We start from the raw sequence: 18,253 nt of genomic DNA on the forward strand, positions 1-18,253 counted from the left end.
CGAATACACCCAGTATGAGGACGACCCTCCGCCTTGCGATGCACCGCATCCGACGCCGCGCGCTGATCCACCGGGGATTACGGGACAGCCCTTAGCCCGGTCCGGGACCCGGTGCGGCCGCCGCGGCCGCGGTCTGCCGGGGGCCCGCCGTGCCGTACGCCGCCCGTCGGGCCGCGGCGGTCTCCAGCGGGATCTCCACCACCGGGTGTTCCTGCGGGGTGCCGCGCCGGGTGCGCAGGGCCACCGCCGTCATCGGGACGGTGAGCAGGAGCAGGCCGAGCGCCAGGACCACGCCCATCCCCGGGTAACCCGTCCGCGCGGAGAGCAGGCTGCCCGCGAGCGGTCCGCAGGCCGTGCCGAGCGAGGAGGCGGAGCCCACCAGGACCGCCCATCGCCCCCGCTGGTCCAGGGACGCGGCGAGCCCGATGACGTAGGACAGGACGACCGGGTACAGCGTGTTCCAGGCGATCTCGCCGGTCGCGAAGGACGACAGGTCGTCGGCGGCCGCGCTCAGCGCGATGCAGCCCGCGATCAGCGCGGTCCCCACGCCGATGGGCAGCGCGCGGCCGAGACGCGGGCCCAGCGCACCCGCCCCGATCACGCCCAGCAGCCCGGCGCCGAGCGCCGTCGCGAAGACCGCTCCGACGGTGACCTCGCTCAGCCCCGCCTGGGTCAGACCGATGCGGCCGCTGACACCCCACAGGGAGTTCTGCGCGAGGGACCAGCAGAGCATGGCGACGGCGAGGACGGCCCCCGCGCGGGGGTGCGGGAGCGCGGTGCCGGCGCGCGGGGTCCGCGCGGCGGGGGTGCGAGTGGGCAGTCGCCGGGTCGAGGGCAGGACGAGCAGCGCGGTGACGGCGATCGCGGCGAGCGGCTGGCCGTGCCCCGGACCCAGGTGCGGGATCGTCAGGTACAGCGTGCCCGCGAGGGCCGAGACGCCCAGCAGACCGAACGTCGTGGTGCGGTGGGGGTCGCGCTGCGCGGCGATCCCGGTGGCGGCGACGCTGGTGATCGTGCCGGAGCCGAGACCGCCGACGATCGCGCCGACGACGACCAGCGCGACGGTGGTGGTGAGAGCGGCGGAGCCGTAGCCGACGGCGGCGAGCAGCAGCCCGGCGCGGGCCAGCCGGCGCGGGCCGAGGCGGTCGACGCGGGAGGCGAGCAGGAAGCCCGCCGTCGCCGAACTCAGCAGCAGGACGCTGCCGACGCAACCGGCCTCGGTGGCGGAGAGGGGGAGACCCGCGTTCAGTCTTCCGACGGTGGTCGGCAGGAGGTACGGGGCGAGGTACCCGGCCGTGAAAAGGGCGACGAGGGGCCAGGGCATGGTGGTGCGGGCGGACACGGGCGTTCCCAGGGCATGCGAAATGAGCGGCTCGATGAGGGGGGTGAGCGGCTGTCGACGGACAGGAACGCGCGGGCAATTTGTATCAAGCGGGTCCGGGTGGGAAACAGGCGGGGAGACGTGATCCGGGTCACGTTCAGTTTGGCGTGGTGAAGGAGGGGTAAACGCGGGGTTTTCCGTCCTCCGGGCCTCGTTCGCCCGAAGGCCTCGATACGCGCCGGACACCCTCGCGGGGTCCGCCCCGTCGCGCGAGCCAATTGGTGCACACTGGCCTGAATCCGCACCACGTCAGGGAGCGCACCGTGATCGCGTCCAACGGAGAGCGACCGTACCGCCAGGCCCACGTCGACCCGCTCGCCGGTCTGCGCACCCCCGAGGACCCGCCCTGGGACGTCTACCTCACCGGCACCGTCTTCCTCGACATCGTCTTCACCGGGCTCGACTCGGCCCCGGTGCGCGGGACGGAGTCCTGGGCGCGCGGCATGGGATCGAGCCCCGGCGGAGTGGCGAACATGGCGACCGCGCTCGCCCGGCTCGGCCTGAAGACGTCCCTGGCCGCGGCCTTCGGGGACGACCACTACGGCGAGTACTGCTGGGACGCCCTGGAGCAGGGCGAGGGCATCGACCTCTCCCCGTCACGCACCGTCTCCGGCTGGCACTCGCCGGTCACCGTGTCGATGGCCTACGAGGGTGAGCGGACGATGGTCAGCCACGGGCACGAGCCGCCGCCGGTGGAGACCGCCCCCGAACACGCCCCCCGCGCGCGGGCCGCCGTCGCCTCGCTGGCCCCCGGTACGCGCGCCCAGTGGATCGCCGAGTCCGCGCGCGCGGGTACCCGGATCTTCGCGGACGTCGGCTGGGACGACACCGGCCGCTGGGACCTGGCGGGCCTCGCCGACCTCGAACACTGCGAGGCGTTCCTGCCCAACGCCGAGGAGGCGATGCGCTACACCGGCGCGAGCTGCCCGCGGGCGGCCGCGCACGCGCTGACCGACCACGTACCGCTGGCCGTCGTCACCCTCGGTTCCGAGGGCGCCTACGCCGTGGACGGCCGCACCGGCCAGACCGCCGCGGTCCCGGCCATCGACGTCGAGGCCCTCGACCCCACCGGCGCCGGGGACGTCTTCGTCGCGGGCTTCGTCATGGGCACCCTCGCCGACTGGCCGCTCGCCGACCGCCTCGCCTTCGCCGGCCTGACCGCCGCCCTCTCCGTCCAGGAGTTCGGCGGCTCCCTCTCGGCCCCCGGCTGGTCCGAGATCGCGGCCTGGTGGCGCCGCGTCCAGTCCGTCGACGACCAGGATCCGGCGGCACTGCGCCGGTACGCCTTCCTGGAGGGACTGCTGCCGGAGGTGACCCGGCCGTGGCCGCTGCGGCGGGCGGTGCCCACGATCGGGTTCGGCCGGTCGGCGTGAACCGGGGCCGCGAGGAGCCGGCCGGTGTGCACCGGGCCCGGAGGGAACGGCGAGGCCGCGGCAGGAGGTGACGAAAAGCCCTACGGCTCTGTCAGTGCGGAGACGTACGCTGGGAACCGCAAGGCTGCCCCCGTGGCAAGCCTGCCGATCAAGGAGGAAAAGCAGGCCTTCAGAGCCGGCCCATGACTCAGACACCCACAGCTCACGGCCCCGCTCAGGGGCAGGCGCGCGCGCACTTCACCGTCCCGGCCAAGCACCCCATGGTGACTGTTCTGGGTTCCGGAGACGCACTGCTGCGCGTGATCGAGAAGGCCTTCCCGGCGGCCGACATCCACGTCCGGGGCAACGAGATCAGTGCGGTCGGCGACGCCGGTGAAGTCGCCCTCGTCCAGCGCCTGTTCGACGAGATGATGCTGGTGCTCCGCACGGGGCAGCCCATGACGGAGGACGCAGTGGAACGCTCGATCGCCATGCTCAGGGCGAGCGAGAACGGGGAGGGCGACGGCGAGGAGACCCCCGCCGAGGTCCTCACGCAGAACATCCTGTCCTCGCGCGGCCGCACCATCCGACCCAAGACGCTCAACCAGAAGCGGTACGTCGACGCCATCGACAAGCACACCATCGTCTTCGGCATCGGCCCCGCCGGCACCGGCAAGACCTACCTCGCGATGGCGAAGGCCGTGCAGGCGCTCCAGTCCAAGCAGGTCAACCGCATCATCCTGACCCGCCCGGCGGTGGAGGCGGGCGAGCGCCTCGGGTTCCTGCCCGGCACGCTCTACGAGAAGATCGACCCCTATCTGCGCCCGCTGTACGACGCGCTGCACGACATGCTCGACCCGGACTCGATCCCCCGGCTGATGGCGGCCGGGACCATCGAGGTCGCGCCCCTGGCCTACATGCGTGGACGTACGCTCAACGACGCCTTCATCATCCTGGACGAGGCCCAGAACACCAGCGCCGAGCAGATGAAGATGTTCCTCACCCGCCTCGGCTTCGAATCGAAGATCGTGATCACGGGCGACGTCACGCAGGTCGACCTTCCGAACGGGACGCAGTCGGGTCTGCGCCAGGTCCAGGACATCCTGGAGGGCCTCGACGACGTGCACTTCTCACGGCTCACGTCCCACGATGTCGTTCGGCACAAGCTGGTCGGCCGTATCGTCGACGCGTACGAGAAGTACGACAGCGAGAACGGCACCGAGAACGGCTCCCGCAGGGGCCGCGGCAACGCCGGACACAAGGGGAAGTAGACCAGCACCAGCATGTCGATCGACGTCAACAACGAGTCCGGAACCGAGGTCGACGAGCAGGCGATCCTCGACATCGCCCGCTACGCGCTCGCACGGATGCGCATCCACCCGCTCTCCGAGCTCTCGGTGATCGTCGTGGACGCCGACGCCATGGAGCAGCTCCACATCCAGTGGATGGACCTGCCGGGTCCCACGGACGTCATGTCCTTCCCCATGGACGAGCTGCGCCCGCCGTCCAAGGACGACGACGAGCCGCCGCAGGGCCTGCTCGGCGACATCGTGCTGTGCCCGGAGGTCGCCGAGCGGCAGGGCAAGGACGCGCCGACGCAGCACTCCATGGACGAGGAGCTCCAGCTCCTCACCGTCCACGGAGTGCTGCACCTGCTCGGCTACGACCACGAGGAGCCCGACGAGAAGGCCGAGATGTTCGGTCTCCAGGCGGCCATCGTGGACGGCTGGCGCGCGGAGAAGGGCATGACGGGCCCCTCGCCGGCCCCGACCGTGTCATGAGTCCTCAACTCGTCCTCGGCGCCGTCCTGCTGGTCGTCGTCGCCTGGCTCGCCGCCTGCGCGGAGGCGGGCCTCGCGCGCGTCTCCAGCTTCCGCGCAGAGGAGGCCGTACGCAGCGGCCGGCGCGGCGGCGCCAACCTCGCGCAGGTCGCCGCCGACCCGACCCGCTACCTCAACGTGGCGCTGCTCGTCCGCGTGGCCTGCGAGATGGCCGCCGCCGCGCTCGTCACCTATGCCTGCCTGCGGGAGTTCGACAAGACCTGGCAGGCCCTCGGGGTCGCCATCGGCGTCATGGTCCTCGTCTCGTACGTCGCCGTCGGCGTCTCACCGCGCACCATCGGCCGCCAGCACCCGCTGAACACGGCGACCGTGGCCTCGTACGTCCTGCTGCCGCTCGCACGGATCATGGGCCCGATCCCGTCGCTGCTCATCCTCATCGGCAACGCGCTGACCCCCGGCAAGGGCTTCCGGCGCGGCCCCTTCGCCTCCGAGGCCGAGCTGCGCGCGCTCGTCGACCTCGCCGAGAAGGAGTCGCTGATCGAGGACGAGGAGCGCCGCATGGTGCACTCCGTCTTCGAGCTCGGCGACACCCTCGTACGCGAGGTCATGGTGCCGCGCACCGACCTCGTCGTCATCGAGCGCTACAAGACCATCCGGCAGGCGCTCACCCTGGCCCTGCGCTCCGGCTTCTCGCGCATTCCCGTCACCGGGGAGAGCGAGGACGACATCGTCGGCGTCGTGTACCTGAAGGACCTGGCCCGCAAGACGCACATCAGCCGTGACGCCGAGTCCGAGCTCGTCTCGACGGCCATGCGGCCCGCCACCTTCGTGCCCGACACCAAGAACGCGGGGGATCTGCTGCGCGAGATGCAGCAGGAGCGCAACCACGTCGCCGTCGTCATCGACGAGTACGGCGGCACGGCCGGCATCGTCACCATCGAGGACATCCTGGAGGAGATCGTCGGCGAGATCACCGACGAGTACGACCGTGAACTGCCGCCGGTCCAGGAGCTCGGCGACGACCGCTACCGGGTGACCGCGCGCCTCGACATCGGCGACCTCGGCGAGCTGTACGGCTTCGAGGCGTACGACGACGAGGACGTGGAGACGGTCGGCGGACTGCTCGCCAAGGCGCTCGGCCGGGTCCCGATCGCCGGTGCCTCCTCGGTCGTCGAGCTGCCCGACGGGCGGGAGCTGCGGCTGACCGCGGAGGCCGCGGCCGGACGCCGGAACAAGATCGTCACCGTGCTCGTCGAACCGGCCGCCACCGCCGGGCCCCATGAGGAGGAGAAGCCGGAGTGACCCCGCAGCAGCTGCGCGCGTTCTGCCTCTCCTTCAACGCGGCCGTCGAGGACTTCCCCTTCAACCCGGAGACCTCGGTCTTCAAGGTGCTGGGCAAGCTCTTCGCGCTCACGAACCTGGACGCGCGCCCGCTGACGGTCAACCTCAAGTGCGCCCCCGAGGACGCGATCCGGCTGCGCGGCGAGCACCCCGGGCTGATCATCCCCGGGTACCACATGAACAAGCGCCACTGGAACACCGTGACGGCCGACGGCGAGCTTCCGGACCGTGTGGTCCGGGAGCTCGTCGAGGACTCGTACGACCTCGTCGTCGCCGGTCTGCCGAAGGCCGAGCGACTCCGCCTCGACCGCCCCTGAGAACCGCCCCTGAGAAGGGACGGCGGGGGTCGACGCACCCGGTGGCGGGACAGGCGTGGACCGCCGCGCGGGCCTCGGGCGGCACTTCGTATGCTCGGTGCATGACCGACAGCAGCGCGCTCGACCCCGAGGACCGCAAGATCGTCACCCTGGCCCGTTCCGCGCGGGCACGGAACGGGGTGCCCGAGGGGGCGGCAGTCCGGGACGACACCGGCCGTACCTATGTCGCCGGCACGGTGGATCTGCCCTCGCTGCGGCTGAGCGCCCTGCGGACGGCGGTGGCGATGGCGGTGGCGTCCGGGGCGAAGTCCCTGGAGGCGGCGGCGGTGGTCTCCGGGGCGGAGGCCGTTCCGGAGGAGGACCGGGCGGCGGTACGTGACCTCGGCGGGGCGGACACGCCCGTGCTGTTGGCGGGGGCGGACGGGGTCGTGCGCGTGACGGTGACCGCGGGCTGACTCCGTCGGTCGTCCGGCGTTCTTCCGGGACTGCGCCCCGGTCCCGGTGGGTTCTTCGGGTGCGGGCGGGTGGGGGCTTGTCGCGCGGTTCCCCGCCCACCCCGGTCCCGGTGGGTTCTTCGGGTGCGGGTGCGTGGGGGCTGGTCGCGCAGTTCCCCGCGCCCCTGGAGGTGTCTTCGGTCGTCCGGCGTCGACGGGGCGGGTGGGGGGCGGGTGCTTGGATTCCCGTGTCCCGGAGGTGCTTTCGGCCGGCCGGTGCTGAAGGTGGACGCCCCCCCCGAGGACGACGAGGGGGCGCGGCTCCGGGGTGGGTCAGAAGCCCAGTTTGCGGAGCTGGCGGGGGTCCCGCTGCCAGTCCTTGGCGACCTTCACATGGAGGTCGAGGAAGACCGGGGTGCCCAGCAGCGCCTCGATCTGCTTGCGGGACTTGATCCCGACCTCCTTCAGGCGCTTGCCCTTGGGGCCGATGATGATGCCCTTCTGGCTGGGACGCTCGATGTAGACGAAGGCGTGGATGTCGAGGAGCGGTCTGTCGGCGGGCCGGTCCTCGCGCGGGAGCATCTCCTCCACGACGACGGCGATGGAGTGCGGCAGTTCGTCGCGTACGCCCTCCAGCGCCGCCTCACGGATCAGCTCCGCGACCATGACCTGCTCGGGCTCGTCGGTCAGGTCGCCCTCGGGGTACAGGGCGGGCCCCTCGGGCAGGAGCGGCACGATCAGGTCGGCCAGCAGGTTCACCTGCTGGTCGGCGACCGCCGACACCGGCACGATCTCCGCCCACTCGAACCCCAGCTCCTGACCGAGCTGGTCGATCGCGATGAGCTGCTCGGCGAGGGTCTTGCTGTCCACGAGGTCGGTCTTCGTGACGATCGCGATCTTCGGCGTCTTCTTGATCGACGCCAGCTCCTTCGCGATGAAACGATCCCCCGGACCGAGCTTCTCGTTCGCGGGCAGGCAGAAGCCGATGACGTCCACTTCGGCCCAGGTCGTGCGCACGACGTCGTTGAGGCGCTCGCCCAGCAGGGTGCGCGGCTTGTGCAGACCGGGGGTGTCGACCAGGATCAGCTGGGCGTCGGGGCGGTGCACGATGCCCCGTACCGTGTGCCGCGTGGTCTGCGGCTGGTTCGCGGTGATCGCCACCTTCTGGCCGACCAGAGCGTTCGTGAGAGTGGACTTGCCCGCGTTGGGACGGCCCACGAAACAGGCGAAACCGGCGCGATGGGTGGCCTCGGACGGCTCGGATGACTGACTACGAACGCTCATGGCGCCCATTCTCCCTGATCCACGGGCACCTGCCGCACGCCGTGCGCCTCCGGCGCCCGCGCCGAGGTTCCGCAAGCCCCCGCGCACCACGAACCGCCCCTCCCGCACGCCTCCGCACCGGCGTCGGCCGCCGGGCGGACGAGGTCCGCGAACACACCGGCCGCCGCCTCACGGCACACGCCGCAACCGCTTACGATCACGGGGTCCCGGACCACGGGACCCCCGGTCCCGTCGTCCCTCCTCCCCACCGCGCAGAAGGCCAGGACCCAGGCATGAAGCTCATCACCGCGATCGTCAAGCCGTACCGCCTCGACGAGGTCAAGACCGCTCTGCAGGAACTCGGCGTCCACGGCCTGACCGTGACCGAGGCCAGCGGGTACGGGCGCCAGCACGGGCACACCGAGGTGTACCGCGGCGCCGAGTACCAGGTCGACCTGGTCCCCAAGGTCCGGATCGAGGTCGTCGTCGAGGACGCGGACGCCGGTCCGGCCGTCGACGCGATCGTCAAGGCCGCGCGGACGGGGAAGATCGGCGACGGGAAGGTGTGGACGGTTCCGGTGGAGACGGTGGTGCGGGTACGGACGGACGAGCGCGGCCCCGACGCCCTCTGAGCGGCCACGGCCGGACCCGGCCCCGCGCGGCTCCGGGCGTCCACGGCCATCCCCGTCCGCCACGCGCCCTGACCACCACCGCCGCGCCACCGAGCGCCACCGCGAGGACGAGCGCCAGGACCAGCCACGGCAGGGCGAGGAAGGACGTGCTCGCCGACTGCCGGGTGCCCTGCGCGCTCGCGGTCAGGGTCACGTCGCCCCAGTCGAACTGAGGCGCCCCGCGCCACGGCTCGCTCAGCCGGACCCGTTGGCCGGGCAGCAGCTCGGCGGGGATCCTGGTCAGGCCCCGGGACAACAGGGTCCGGCCGAAGAGCCCCTGGGCCCTCAGCTTCACCCTCGGGTCCAGCGTCACGTTGCCCGTGTTGTGGAGGGTGTAGGTGATGGTGGCGGTGCTGGTGCCCGTGCCCGGGACCAGCGGCTGATGGTGGCTGACGTGCACCTTCTCGACGGCGAGGGCGGGGACCGTCGGGCCGCCGACCCGGAGGTAGATACGGGCGCCGACCGCTCGCTGGACCCCCATCGCGACCGCTCCGGAGCCCGGATCGACCCGCTCGTCGAGCGCGACCAGCGCCCCGGCGTGGTCGCCGGGTTCGGCCCGCTCGGGGACCCGGAGCGTGAACGGCACGGTGACCGAGCCGTGCGCGGGAACCGTCACCCGCGAGCGGGCCGGTCGCGCCCAGGCGCCCACCTCGCGCTGCCTCTCCTTCGCCGTGCGCACGGCGAAGCCCCCGTCGCGCACGGTGTTGTACGCGTCGGCGGCGTAGAGGCGGAAGGCCAGCGGGGCGCCGGTCTTGTTGGTCACGGTGACCTTGTCCCGGACCGTGGTGCCGGGGTCGGCGGAGAGGGTGAAGTACGGCCGTGCGGAGAGCTGGGTCGCGAACGGGTAGACGGACCAGCTGCCGTTGTCGGCGGCGTACGCCCGCGACGCGGCCGGCGCGAGCAGGACGAGCGGGGTGAGCAGGACGGACAGGAGGACGGACAGCGGGAGGGCGTACGGCTTGCGCATGGGTGCGGACCCCCACGGACGAGGTGGACGGGCGGGTGCGCGCCCGGCCACCGGGGTACGGACGGACCGGTCAGGTGAGCGTCAGCGTGAGCACGCCGGCGTACGAGCCCGGCGGGGTGAACGCGGGCACGTTCAGGGACAGCCCCGCGTCGACGGTGAACTCGCCGCCCGTCAGGCCCCCGTTGGGAGTGGACGCCAGTGTCGCCCCCGAGCTCCCCACGGTGCCGGACGAACCGGCCTGACAGGTGCTCGGACTGCCCGCCTTGGTGGCGCAGGCGGGGCTCCAGCTCAGCCGGCCGGCGTCGATCTTGGCGCCGGGACCGGTGAAGTCGGTGACCTTGCCGGTCAGGGACCAGCCCGCGGGTCCGCCGCGGAAGTCCTTGACCGTCACCGTGCGCAGGGCTCCGTCCGAGGCCCCGCCCTGGCCGAAGTCGACCGCCGAGAGCTGGACGGCGTCCCCGGCCTGTGACATCGACAGTGTCCCCGCCTTCACCGTGGTGGTGAGTTTCTGGGCGTTGCCGGGGACGGGCGTGTCGTCGACGACCACGTACGCCGCCGGTCCCGCGCCCTTGGCGTCGCTCCAGCTCGCGCCCTCGTACGCCACCACACCGGTCGTCGTCTTGTCGTTGACGGTCAGCGTGCCGCTGAACGCGCCCTGCGCGTCGGCGGTGGCGGTGGCGGTGTCGGCGGTCTGGGTGGTCCCGGACCGTCCGGCGAGGGTCACGCTGGCGCCCGGGGTGAAGTGGCCGCCGGTGACGGTCACGCTGTCACCGGGCTTCCCGGAGGCCGTGCCGAGCGTGATGGCACGGGTGTTGGCCTGGCTCCCGTCCGTCGCGGTGACCGTGTCGGACACCGGGGCGGGCGGGTTGGTGACCGTGCACGGGGTGTCGAGTTCCAGGATGTAGCTGGTGTGGATGTTGTAGTCGCCGGGCGAGAGCGTGATGGCGCCCGGTGCGGTGACCGTGAAGGTGCCGGTCATGCTGAACGACGGGAAGGGGGCGTTGCCCGCGACCGGGTCGTTCTTCTTGGGGCCCGCGACGGTGATGGAGCCCGTCTGGGCCCCGCCCAGGGTGACCTTGCCGGTGGGCGTCATGATGTCCGCCGGCAGGTTGATGGCGGTGGGGTTGCTCGCGGCGGGCGTGACCACCTTGTACGTGACGGTGACGGTGTCACCGACCTTGGGAGTGGCGTTGTCCACCGAGACGACCGCGGTGGTGGTGCCGTCGATCGGGGGGATGCCCGCGATCGCCGGCGGGATGCAGTGCGTGGCGAAGTCCACGTTCTGGGATTCCGTGGACACGGCTCCGGCCGGGGCGGCCAGCGCCCCGCCCGCGGTGACCGCCAGCGCGGTCGCCCCGAGCAGCGCCGCCCAACGGCGTCTTCGGGTTGTCGAACCCGTGGTTCCCATGGTTGTTGCCCCCTCCTGAGGGATGCGGGCGCAGCGGCTCGTCCGCGCCGACAGGGGGCCATTGACGTGCGGGGGGTGAGAGAAGTCAATGGAACGCCGGGCCATCGACTGATGGGCCATCAGATCGTGTCAAGGTCACCGTCCCGGCCGGTCCGCGGGCCGGCCGGGCGGGCGTCAGGTCGTGCGGACCGGTGCCGCCGCGCGCCGGTGGCACCGGTCCTCACCTGCTCCGGGCGGGGATCAGTCGAACACGAACGGGCCCGGTGACTGCGGCGCCTCCGCGGTGCACGAGATGGTGATGCCGAAGACCACCATCCGCAGGGAGCCGCCGTACGCGTCCAGGCTGTCCCCGGAGGCGACGGTGCCGTCGAGCGGGCCGACGGAGACCCCGCCGCCGGCCGCGATGGCCGGGTTCCGCGTGCCGGTGAACGCGGTGGTGGCGCCCCCGGCCCCGGCGAGCGTCAGCGTGGAGGTGATCGAGTCCTTCGCCAGGGGGAGCGGCGAGGTGATCGAGGTGGAGCTGAGGGTCATCGTCGCGGCCGTGCCGTCCTGGGTGGCCGTGAGGGTGGCCGCACCGCCGCCGCCGAGTGTGCAGGTGGCGTTGATGGTGGCGGTCAGCGGAGTGACGGCCGCGGCGGTCGGCGCGAGGGCCAGGCCGGTCGCGGCGAGGGCGCAGGCGGCCGACGCCGCCGTGATTCCCAGTTGCTTGCGTCTCATCGGGTTCCCTTCCCTGGTACGGGAATTGCCATGTGGGGATGGAGGGACGGCACCGGTGTCCCCGGTGCCGGGCACACGGACGCGTCACCGGGGTTCCGGTGCGGGTGCGGAGAGACGTGTACGCGGACCGTCCGTGAGCGGGGTGCGGGATGCCGCTCGGCGTGTCCGACGGCCCGTCGGAACGTGCGGTTCCATTGATGCGCGAGCGGCGTGGGATGGCAAGGGACACCCGGGGGATTCCTCGGAGGGCCGACGAAAGTGGCCGAAGTCCGCCCGTCCGCGGAGCGGGGGCGGGGGCCGGTGGCCGGGGTTCCCGGCTCCCGGCCCCGCTCTACTCCGGTCGACGTCAGTCCACTTCGGCCGACTTCAGTCCACGCCCTTGATCCGCCGTACCAGCAGCGCGCCCGCGAGTCCGATCACCGCCGCCACCAGGTACAGCATCCGGTAGCCGCCCAGGTACGTCACGATGGGGGCCGCCAGTGCCGGGGCGGCCACCTGGGGCAGGGCGTTCGCGACGTTGATGACGCCGAGGTCCTTGCCGCGGTCCAGCGCCGTGGGCAGCACGTCCGTCATCAGCGCGAAGTCGACCGAGGTGAAGACGCCGAAGCCGACGCCCAGCACCGCCGCCGCGAGGATCGCGCCCGGCCAGGTCTGCCAGCCGGACAGGACCCCCGTGGCGAGCGCCATCAGGACACCCGACCAGATCACGAACGGCTTGCGGCGGCCCACCCGGTCCGACCACACCCCGCCGACCACCACCGTGGCGAGCAGCGTGACACCGTTGACCGCCGTCAGGATCAGCACACCGTTCTCGGGATCGCCGTAGTGCAGCCGGTCCCGCAGGTAGTACAGCAGGTAGAGCAGGACGAGCGCGTTGCTCAGGTTGATCAGGAAGCGGGTCAGCCAGGCCCAGGCCAGGTCCGGATGGTCGCGGGGACTCAGCCGGAAGGAGGCGGCGAAGGAGCGCCACGACCACGGCGGCCGGTGGGCGGCGGGCAGCCGCAGGTCGGGGAAGCGCAGCACGTACGGCAACACGCCCACCAGCGTGAACACCGCGCAGGCCGCGTAGCCGCCGGCGACGCCCCCGGCCACGGTCGCCAGGCCCGTCCCGCCGACGACGCCCAGGATCTGCGCCGCGCCCAGCCAGCCGCCCACCGAGCCGCGCTGGAGCCGGGGCACCCGGTCGGGGACGGCCGCGGTGACCGCGGCGAAGGCGGCGTTCAGGGTCAGCTGGACCAGGCACCAGCCCAGCGCCATCGTCCAGATCCCGCCCGCCCCCGCCAGGAGCAGCAGCGAGAGGGCGCCGCCCGCGGACCCGGCCACGATCCACGGCGTACGGCGGCCCCGGCGGGCCGTGGTCCGGTCGGAGAGCGCGCCGAAGACGGGGTTGGCGACCAGCGACACGACCGCGCCCGCGCCGGTCACCCACGCCAGCATCGTCTCCTTGGAGAGGCCGGTGCCGGGTGCGAAGTCCTCCGCCTGGGACGCGAGGAGGATCTGCAGCGGGCCGTACCAGCCCACCCAGATCGCCCCGTTGGCGAGCGAGAGCGCCGAGATCCAGCCCCGGCCGACCCGTTCGACGGGCTCGGCGAGGGCGCTCACCGGCGTCCCGGCCGGGTCCGCCGCCGTCATCCCCGCGCCCGCAGGGCGTCCCGCAGCCAGGCGTACGACGCCTTCGGGGTGCGCTTCTGCGTGTCGTAGTCGACGTGCACCAGCCCGAAGCGGCGCGCGTACCCCTCCGCCCACTCGAAGTTGTCCAGCAGCGACCACACGAAGTAGCCGCGGACGTCCACGCCCTGCTCCGACGCCCGGTGCAGGGCGCGGACATGACCGTCGAGGAACGCGATCCGTTCCTGGTCGTCGATGCCCTCGTACGAGCAGCCGTTCTCCGTGATGACCACCGGGGGGAGCCGGTCGCCGTAGCGTTCGCGGAAGCCCACCAGCAGTTCGGTCAGCGCCTCGGGGACCACCGGCCAGCCGAAGTCCGTGACCGGGTAGCCCTCCAGTTCCCTGACCGAGAAGGGGAGTTCGGCGGGCAGCGTCAGTCCGCCGAACTCGATCTCCGTGCCCTGCGGGGCGCCCACCCGGGTCGGCTGGTAGTAGTTGATCCCGTACCAGTCCAGCGGCTCCGCGATCACCTTCAGGTCCGCCTCGACGCCTCCGGGGTGTCCCGGCATCAGCTCGCCGATTCCCTCGGGGTAGTGGCCCAGCAGCAGTGGGTCCGCGAACAGGCGGTTGAGCAGGAGGTCGTAGAAGTCCGCCGCCGTCACGTCCTCGGGGTTCCGGGACGCCGCCCAGGTCGGCCCGTGCGAGTTGGCGATCCCGATGTCGCCGGCCCCGGCCGCGCGCAGCGCCCGCACCGCCAGACCGTGCGCGAGGAGCTGGTGGTGGGCGACCGGCAGCGCGTCGAAGAGCAGCCGCCTGCCGGGGGCGTGCGCCCCGAGCGCGTGACCCAGCAGGGTGTGTTCGGCGGGCTCGTTCAGGGTGATCCACTTCCGCACGCGGTCGCCGAGCCGGGCGGCCACGACACCGGCGTACTCGGCGAAGCGCTCCGCCGTGTCCCGGTTCAGCCAGTCCAGCTCCAGCGGCAGGTCCCAGTGGAAGAGGGTCGGGACGGGGCGCACCCCGGCGGCGCACAGCGCGTCGACGAGCCGGTCGTAGAAGTCGAGGCCGCCGGGGGAGTTGACCCGGGGCCAGGAGACCGAGAAGCGGTACGCGTCCACGCCCAGGTCGGCGAGGAGCGCCACGTCCTCGGGGTAACGGTGGTAGTGGTCGCAGGCCACCGCCGCGGTCGAGCCGTCCTTGACGCGGCCGGGCTCCGCGGTGAAGGCGTCCCACACCGAGGGGTCGCGCTCCTGGACGGCGCCCTCGATCTGGTGGGCCGAGGTGGACACGCCCCAGAGGAAGCCGGGCGGGAACTGCGGTAGGGGGTTCGTCGCCATGCGCGCGATCATCCTTACCGGCAGTAAAGGAAGTCAACGGGCGCGCGTGAACCACGAGTTGCCGTCTTCTCGGCGGCGCCCGGCCCCGGCGGCCTCTCTCACGCCCCTTCTTTGAGCACGCGCGAGATCAGCTCCCGCTGCTCCTCCGTCAGGCTCGGGTCGGCCGCGTACACCGTCCTGCCGTCCACCGTGATCTCGTAGCTGAAACCGTCCGGGACCCCGGCGGGGCGGGTGCCCCGGCCGGCGGCTACCGCCCGCTCGGCCAGGGCCTGCCACTCACGGCCGTCGGCCCGCCCCGAGGTGTCCATCTCGGCCCGGCGCTCGATGCCCGCGAATCCGCCCGTGCGCCTCACCTGAATACGCATGGGTCCTGTCTAGTACGGATCGGGCGCCGGGGCTACGACGTCGTGACCCCGACCTGCTCCCAGGCCTTCGTCACCCCTTGCAGTTCCTCGCCCTCCCCGTACCGGCTGCGCGCGCGGGCGACCGTCAGTCCGGCGAAGTCGGCGAAGCTCGCCTGCGACTGGAGCTCGCCGCCGGTGAGGACGTCGTACCAGATCTGCCCGGCACGCTCCCAGGCGTGGCCGCCGAGCGCCTGGGCGACGAGGTAGAAGGCGTGGTTGGGGATGCCCGAGTTGATGTGGACGCCGCCGTTGTCGCGGCCGGTGCGCACATAGCCGTCCATCGTCCCGGGCTGCGGGTCCTTGCCGAGCACGTCGTCGTCGTAGGCGCTGCCCGGCTCCTTCATGGAACGCAGCGCCTGGCCGGTGACCCGCGGGGCGAGCAGCCCGGCGCCGATCAGCCAGTCGGCCTCGGCGGCGGTCTGGCCGAGCGTGTACTGCTTGATCAGCGAGCCGAAGACGTCGGACATGGACTCGTTGAGCGCGCCCGGCTGGCCGAAGTAGGTGAGGTTCGCCGTGTACTGGGTGACACCGTGGGTCAGCTCGTGGCCGATGACGTCGACGGGGATGGTGAAGTCGAGGAAGATCTCACCGTCACCGTCCCCGAACACCATCTGCTCGCCGTTCCAGAAGGCGTTGTTGTAGTCCCGGTCGAAGTGCACGCTCGCGTCGAGGGGAAGTCCCTCGCCGTTGATCGAGTTGCGTGCGTAGGCGTTCAGGTACAGGTCGAAGGTGGCGCCCAGGCCGGCGTAGGCGCGGTTGACGGTGGCGTCCTTGCCGGGGTCGTCGCCCTCGCCGCGGACCTTCTTGCCGGGCAGGTCCTGGTGGTGGCGGGCGTCGTAGACGGTGCGCCGCGGCTTGTCCGCGGGCGCGTCCGCCGGCGCTGCCACCGCGGGCGCGCCGATGACCGTGGTCAGCCGGCGGTGGGTGCGCTCGAAGGCGTCGCGCTCCAGGGTGCGGCGCGCGGGCCCGGAGAGTGCGGGGTCCTCGTGCTGGGCCAGCGTGTCGAGGACGTGGGGCGGCACGATGGTGCAGAAGACAGGCTCGAAGCCTGCCGCGTTGGCGGTCATGCCCGGCACGATTGCACTGAGTCACTCCGGTGTCACTACCGGCGACCAAGATCGTGTGAAATGCGCTGATAGGGAGTGCCTCCGTCCGCTCCTGGGTGGTATGAAGCTCACCCTGAGTGATGTGACGCACTTTTTGTCTGTTTTCTTCCTTATGGGTCGGCGATCCCGCATACTGATACAGCCCCCCGTACGGAGCGTGGCTCGGCTAGGCTGCGGAGCATCATGCGTTTCGGGCTGCTTCTCCTTAGCTGCCGCGGCGAGGGCCTGTAGTCGAGGCCGACCCCCTCCCCGCGGAGTTCGGCGTTGCGCCGTCGGCCGTCCTTCCGGACACCCTCTGAGGAGCCCACGCATCATGCCGAACTTCCAGCAGCCCACCGCCATGCCGACGCACAAGTACGGCACGTACGAGCAGGTGGACATCCCGGACCGCACCTGGCCGAACCAGCGTGTCACCGTCGCCCCCCGCTGGCTGTCGACGGACCTGCGGGACGGCAACCAGGCGCTGATCGACCCGATGTCCCCGGCCCGCAAGCGCGAGATGTTCGACCTGCTGGTGCGGATGGGCTACAAGGAGATCGAGGTCGGATTCCCGGCCTCCGGCCAGACGGACTTCGACTTCGTCCGCTCGATCATCGAGGACGGGACGGCCATCCCGGACGACGTCACGATCTCCGTACTGACCCAGGCCCGCGAGGACCTGATCGAGCGCACGGTGGAGTCCCTGGTGGGCGCCAAGCGCGCCACGGTCCACCTGTACAACGCGACGGCCCCCGTCTTCCGCCGGGTCGTCTTCCGCGGCTCCAAGGAACAGATCAAGCAGATCGCCGTCGACGGCACCCGGCTGGTCATGGAGTACGCCGAGAAGCTGCTCGACGAGCGCACCACCTTCGGCTACCAGTACAGCCCCGAGATCTTCACCGACACCGAGCTGGACTTCGCCCTGGAGGTCTGCGAGGCCGTCATGGACGTCTGGCAGCCCGGCCCCGGCCGCGAGATCATCCTGAACCTGCCCGCCACGGTCGAGCGCTCGACCCCCTCCACGCACGCGGACCGCTTCGAGTGGATGGGCCGCAACCTCTCCCGCCGCGAGCACGTCTGCCTGTCCGTGCACCCGCACAACGACCGCGGCACGGCCGTCGCCGCCGCCGAACTGGCCCTGATGGCCGGCGCCGACCGCATCGAGGGCTGCCTGTTCGGCCAGGGCGAGCGCACCGGCAACGTCGACCTGGTCACCCTGGGCATGAACCTGTTCTCGCAGGGCGTCGACCCGCAGATCGACTTCTCGGACATCGACGAGATCCGCCGCACCGCCGAGTACTGCAACCAGATGGAGGTCCACGCCCGTCACCCGTACGTCGGCGACCTCGTCTACACCTCCTTCTCCGGCTCCCACCAGGACGCCATCAAGAAGGGCTTCGACGCGATGGAGGCCGACGCGGCCGCGAAGGGCGTCACCGTCGACGACATCGAGTGGGCCGTCCCGTACCTGCCGATCGACCCGAAGGACGTCGGCCGCAGCTACGAGGCCGTCATCCGCGTCAACTCCCAGTCCGGCAAGGGCGGCATCGCGTACGTCCTGAAGAACGACCACAAGCTGGACCTGCCGCGCCGGATGCAGATCGAGTTCTCGAAGATCATCCAGGCCAAGACGGACGCCGAGGGCGGCGAGGTCACCCCGAAGGACATCTGGGGCATCTTCCAGGACGAGTACCTGCCGAACCCCGAGAACGCGTGGGGCCGCATCCAGGTCAAGACCGGCCAGACCACGACCGACCGCGACGGCATCGACTCGCTGACCGTCGAGGCCTCGGTGGACGGCACCGACACCGTCCTGACCGGTACCGGCAACGGTCCGATCTCCGCGTTCTTCGACGCCCTGCAGTCCATCGGCGTCGACGTACGCCTGCTGGACTACCAGGAGCACACGATGAGCGAGGGCGCGTCCGCGCAGGCCGCCTCCTACATCGAGTGCGCGATCGGTGACAAGGTCCTGTGGGGAATCGGGATCGACGCGAATACGACACGAGCCTCGCTGAAGGCCGTGGTCTCCGCCGTCAACCGCGCGGCCCGCTGACCACTCTGACCGGCGTTTTCCTGGCCCCGTCCGCCTTTCGAGGCGGGCGGGGCCACGTCGTGTACCTGTGTCTTATAAACAAAACCGAGCCCACCAGACCCCGTGATATCTCGTGTGGCGGGGTGGGGGGGGTGA

17 protein-coding genes are annotated in these 18,253 nt (G+C 71.7%); 8 read left to right on the forward strand and 9 right to left on the reverse strand.

Annotated elements, in window-relative coordinates:
• Nucleotides 1–91 precede the first annotated feature (91 nt).
• Nucleotides 92–1,342 carry an MFS transporter gene (locus ACFV2J_RS40695; RefSeq protein ID WP_385092684.1) on the reverse strand — a complete coding sequence of 417 codons (1,251 nt, stop codon included), beginning with the start codon at nucleotides 1,340–1,342 and terminating at the stop codon, nucleotides 92–94.
• A 302-nt stretch (nucleotides 1,343–1,644) separates the two neighbouring features.
• Between ACFV2J_RS40695 and ACFV2J_RS40700 the strand changes: the two genes are divergently transcribed.
• From ACFV2J_RS40700 to ACFV2J_RS40725, 6 genes are all read left to right on the forward strand, one after another.
• Nucleotides 1,645–2,754 (forward strand): carbohydrate kinase family protein, encoded by a 1,110-nt coding sequence (locus tag ACFV2J_RS40700; RefSeq protein ID WP_385092681.1) that lies wholly within the window; start codon nucleotides 1,645–1,647, stop codon nucleotides 2,752–2,754.
• A 182-nt stretch (nucleotides 2,755–2,936) separates the two neighbouring features.
• Nucleotides 2,937–4,004 (forward strand): PhoH family protein, encoded by a 1,068-nt coding sequence (locus ACFV2J_RS40705; RefSeq protein WP_356271059.1) that lies wholly within the window; start codon nucleotides 2,937–2,939, stop codon nucleotides 4,002–4,004.
• A 12-nt stretch (nucleotides 4,005–4,016) separates the two neighbouring features.
• Entirely contained in the window at nucleotides 4,017–4,514 is a 498-nt protein-coding gene (ybeY, locus tag ACFV2J_RS40710) for an rRNA maturation RNase YbeY (protein WP_148013894.1), read from the forward strand.
• Complete coding sequence (locus tag ACFV2J_RS40715) at nucleotides 4,511–5,815, forward strand: hemolysin family protein (RefSeq protein ID WP_385092676.1); 1,305 nt, start codon at nucleotides 4,511–4,513, stop codon at nucleotides 5,813–5,815. Before ybeY ends, ACFV2J_RS40715 begins: the two co-directional genes overlap by 4 nt.
• Nucleotides 5,812–6,171 (forward strand): MmcQ/YjbR family DNA-binding protein, encoded by a 360-nt coding sequence (locus ACFV2J_RS40720; RefSeq protein ID WP_385092672.1) that lies wholly within the window; start codon nucleotides 5,812–5,814, stop codon nucleotides 6,169–6,171. Before ACFV2J_RS40715 ends, ACFV2J_RS40720 begins: the two co-directional genes overlap by 4 nt.
• Before the next feature lie 101 nt (nucleotides 6,172–6,272).
• Nucleotides 6,273–6,626: a cytidine deaminase gene (locus tag ACFV2J_RS40725; RefSeq protein WP_385092669.1), complete on the forward strand. Its 354-nt coding sequence runs from the start codon at nucleotides 6,273–6,275 to the stop codon at nucleotides 6,624–6,626.
• 312 nt (nucleotides 6,627–6,938) lie between these two features.
• Here the strand turns inward: ACFV2J_RS40725 and era are convergent, their stop codons facing one another.
• A complete protein-coding gene (gene era / locus ACFV2J_RS40730) occupies nucleotides 6,939–7,898 on the reverse strand; it encodes a GTPase Era (protein ID WP_266699068.1) in 960 nt (319 codons plus the stop codon).
• 263 nt (nucleotides 7,899–8,161) lie between these two features.
• Here era and ACFV2J_RS40735 point away from each other — a divergent pair, with 263 nt between their 5' ends.
• The gene (locus ACFV2J_RS40735) at nucleotides 8,162–8,500 is read left to right on the forward strand and encodes a P-II family nitrogen regulator (RefSeq protein WP_148013890.1); all 339 of its coding nucleotides are present in this window, start codon (nucleotides 8,162–8,164) and stop codon (nucleotides 8,498–8,500) included.
• Here the strand turns inward: ACFV2J_RS40735 and ACFV2J_RS40740 are convergent.
• The 7 genes from ACFV2J_RS40740 to ACFV2J_RS40770 form a co-directional block, all read right to left on the reverse strand.
• Nucleotides 8,394–9,506 (reverse strand): WxL protein peptidoglycan domain-containing protein, encoded by a 1,113-nt coding sequence (locus ACFV2J_RS40740; protein ID WP_385443528.1) that lies wholly within the window; start codon nucleotides 9,504–9,506, stop codon nucleotides 8,394–8,396. The two genes, ACFV2J_RS40735 and ACFV2J_RS40740, sit on opposite strands and share 107 nt — an antisense overlap.
• 70 nt (nucleotides 9,507–9,576) lie before the next feature.
• Nucleotides 9,577–10,914, reverse strand: a complete 1,338-nt coding sequence (locus ACFV2J_RS40745) for a beta-xylosidase (protein ID WP_385443531.1) — start codon at nucleotides 10,912–10,914, stop codon at nucleotides 9,577–9,579.
• A 240-nt stretch (nucleotides 10,915–11,154) separates the two neighbouring features.
• A complete protein-coding gene (locus ACFV2J_RS40750) occupies nucleotides 11,155–11,631 on the reverse strand; it encodes a hypothetical protein (protein WP_385090725.1) in 477 nt (158 codons plus the stop codon).
• 366 nt (nucleotides 11,632–11,997) lie between these two features.
• Nucleotides 11,998–13,263 (reverse strand): MFS transporter, encoded by a 1,266-nt coding sequence (locus ACFV2J_RS40755; protein ID WP_385090728.1) that lies wholly within the window; start codon nucleotides 13,261–13,263, stop codon nucleotides 11,998–12,000.
• Nucleotides 13,260–14,585, reverse strand: a complete 1,326-nt coding sequence (locus tag ACFV2J_RS40760; RefSeq protein ID WP_385090731.1) for a GH1 family beta-glucosidase — start codon at nucleotides 14,583–14,585, stop codon at nucleotides 13,260–13,262. The genes ACFV2J_RS40755 and ACFV2J_RS40760 overlap by 4 nt, the downstream gene beginning before the upstream one ends.
• Before the next feature lie 86 nt (nucleotides 14,586–14,671).
• Entirely contained in the window at nucleotides 14,672–14,938 is a 267-nt protein-coding gene (locus tag ACFV2J_RS40765; protein ID WP_168528028.1) for a protealysin inhibitor emfourin, read from the reverse strand.
• Between the two features lie 32 nt (nucleotides 14,939–14,970).
• Nucleotides 14,971–16,044: a M4 family metallopeptidase gene (locus tag ACFV2J_RS40770; RefSeq protein ID WP_385090735.1), complete on the reverse strand. Its 1,074-nt coding sequence runs from the start codon at nucleotides 16,042–16,044 to the stop codon at nucleotides 14,971–14,973.
• 352 nt (nucleotides 16,045–16,396) lie between these two features.
• Between ACFV2J_RS40770 and leuA the strand changes: the two genes are divergently transcribed.
• Complete coding sequence (leuA, locus tag ACFV2J_RS40775) at nucleotides 16,397–18,118, forward strand: 2-isopropylmalate synthase (protein WP_385090738.1); 1,722 nt, start codon at nucleotides 16,397–16,399, stop codon at nucleotides 18,116–18,118.
• The last annotated feature ends 135 nt before the right edge of the window (nucleotides 18,119–18,253 follow it).

The sequence above is a fragment of the Streptomyces sp. NPDC059668 genome, assembly GCF_042734135.1.
Lineage (GTDB): Bacteria > Actinomycetota > Actinomycetes > Streptomycetales > Streptomycetaceae > Streptomyces.

Bases quoted from the DNA above. Each gene is read 5' to 3' on its own strand.
- ACFV2J_RS40705 (WP_356271059.1), top strand. From the start codon at position 2,937: ATGACTCAGACACCCACAGCTCACGGCCCCGCTCAGGGGCAGGCGCGC.
- ybeY (WP_148013894.1), top strand. From the start codon at position 4,017: ATGTCGATCGACGTCAACAACGAGTCCGGAACCGAGGTCGACGAGCAG.
- ACFV2J_RS40715 (WP_385092676.1), top strand. From the start codon at position 4,511: ATGAGTCCTCAACTCGTCCTCGGCGCCGTCCTGCTGGTCGTCGTCGCC.
- ACFV2J_RS40725 (WP_385092669.1), top strand. From the start codon at position 6,273: ATGACCGACAGCAGCGCGCTCGACCCCGAGGACCGCAAGATCGTCACC.
- era (WP_266699068.1), bottom strand. From the start codon at position 7,898: ATGGGCGCCATGAGCGTTCGTAGTCAGTCATCCGAGCCGTCCGAGGCC.
- ACFV2J_RS40735 (WP_148013890.1), top strand. From the start codon at position 8,162: ATGAAGCTCATCACCGCGATCGTCAAGCCGTACCGCCTCGACGAGGTC.
- ACFV2J_RS40740 (WP_385443528.1), bottom strand. From the start codon at position 9,506: ATGCGCAAGCCGTACGCCCTCCCGCTGTCCGTCCTCCTGTCCGTCCTG.
- ACFV2J_RS40745 (WP_385443531.1), bottom strand. From the start codon at position 10,914: ATGGGAACCACGGGTTCGACAACCCGAAGACGCCGTTGGGCGGCGCTG.
- ACFV2J_RS40750 (WP_385090725.1), bottom strand. From the start codon at position 11,631: ATGAGACGCAAGCAACTGGGAATCACGGCGGCGTCGGCCGCCTGCGCC.
- ACFV2J_RS40755 (WP_385090728.1), bottom strand. From the start codon at position 13,263: ATGACGGCGGCGGACCCGGCCGGGACGCCGGTGAGCGCCCTCGCCGAG.
- ACFV2J_RS40760 (WP_385090731.1), bottom strand. From the start codon at position 14,585: ATGATCGCGCGCATGGCGACGAACCCCCTACCGCAGTTCCCGCCCGGC.
- ACFV2J_RS40765 (WP_168528028.1), bottom strand. From the start codon at position 14,938: ATGCGTATTCAGGTGAGGCGCACGGGCGGATTCGCGGGCATCGAGCGC.
- ACFV2J_RS40770 (WP_385090735.1), bottom strand. From the start codon at position 16,044: ATGACCGCCAACGCGGCAGGCTTCGAGCCTGTCTTCTGCACCATCGTG.
- leuA (WP_385090738.1), top strand. From the start codon at position 16,397: ATGCCGAACTTCCAGCAGCCCACCGCCATGCCGACGCACAAGTACGGC.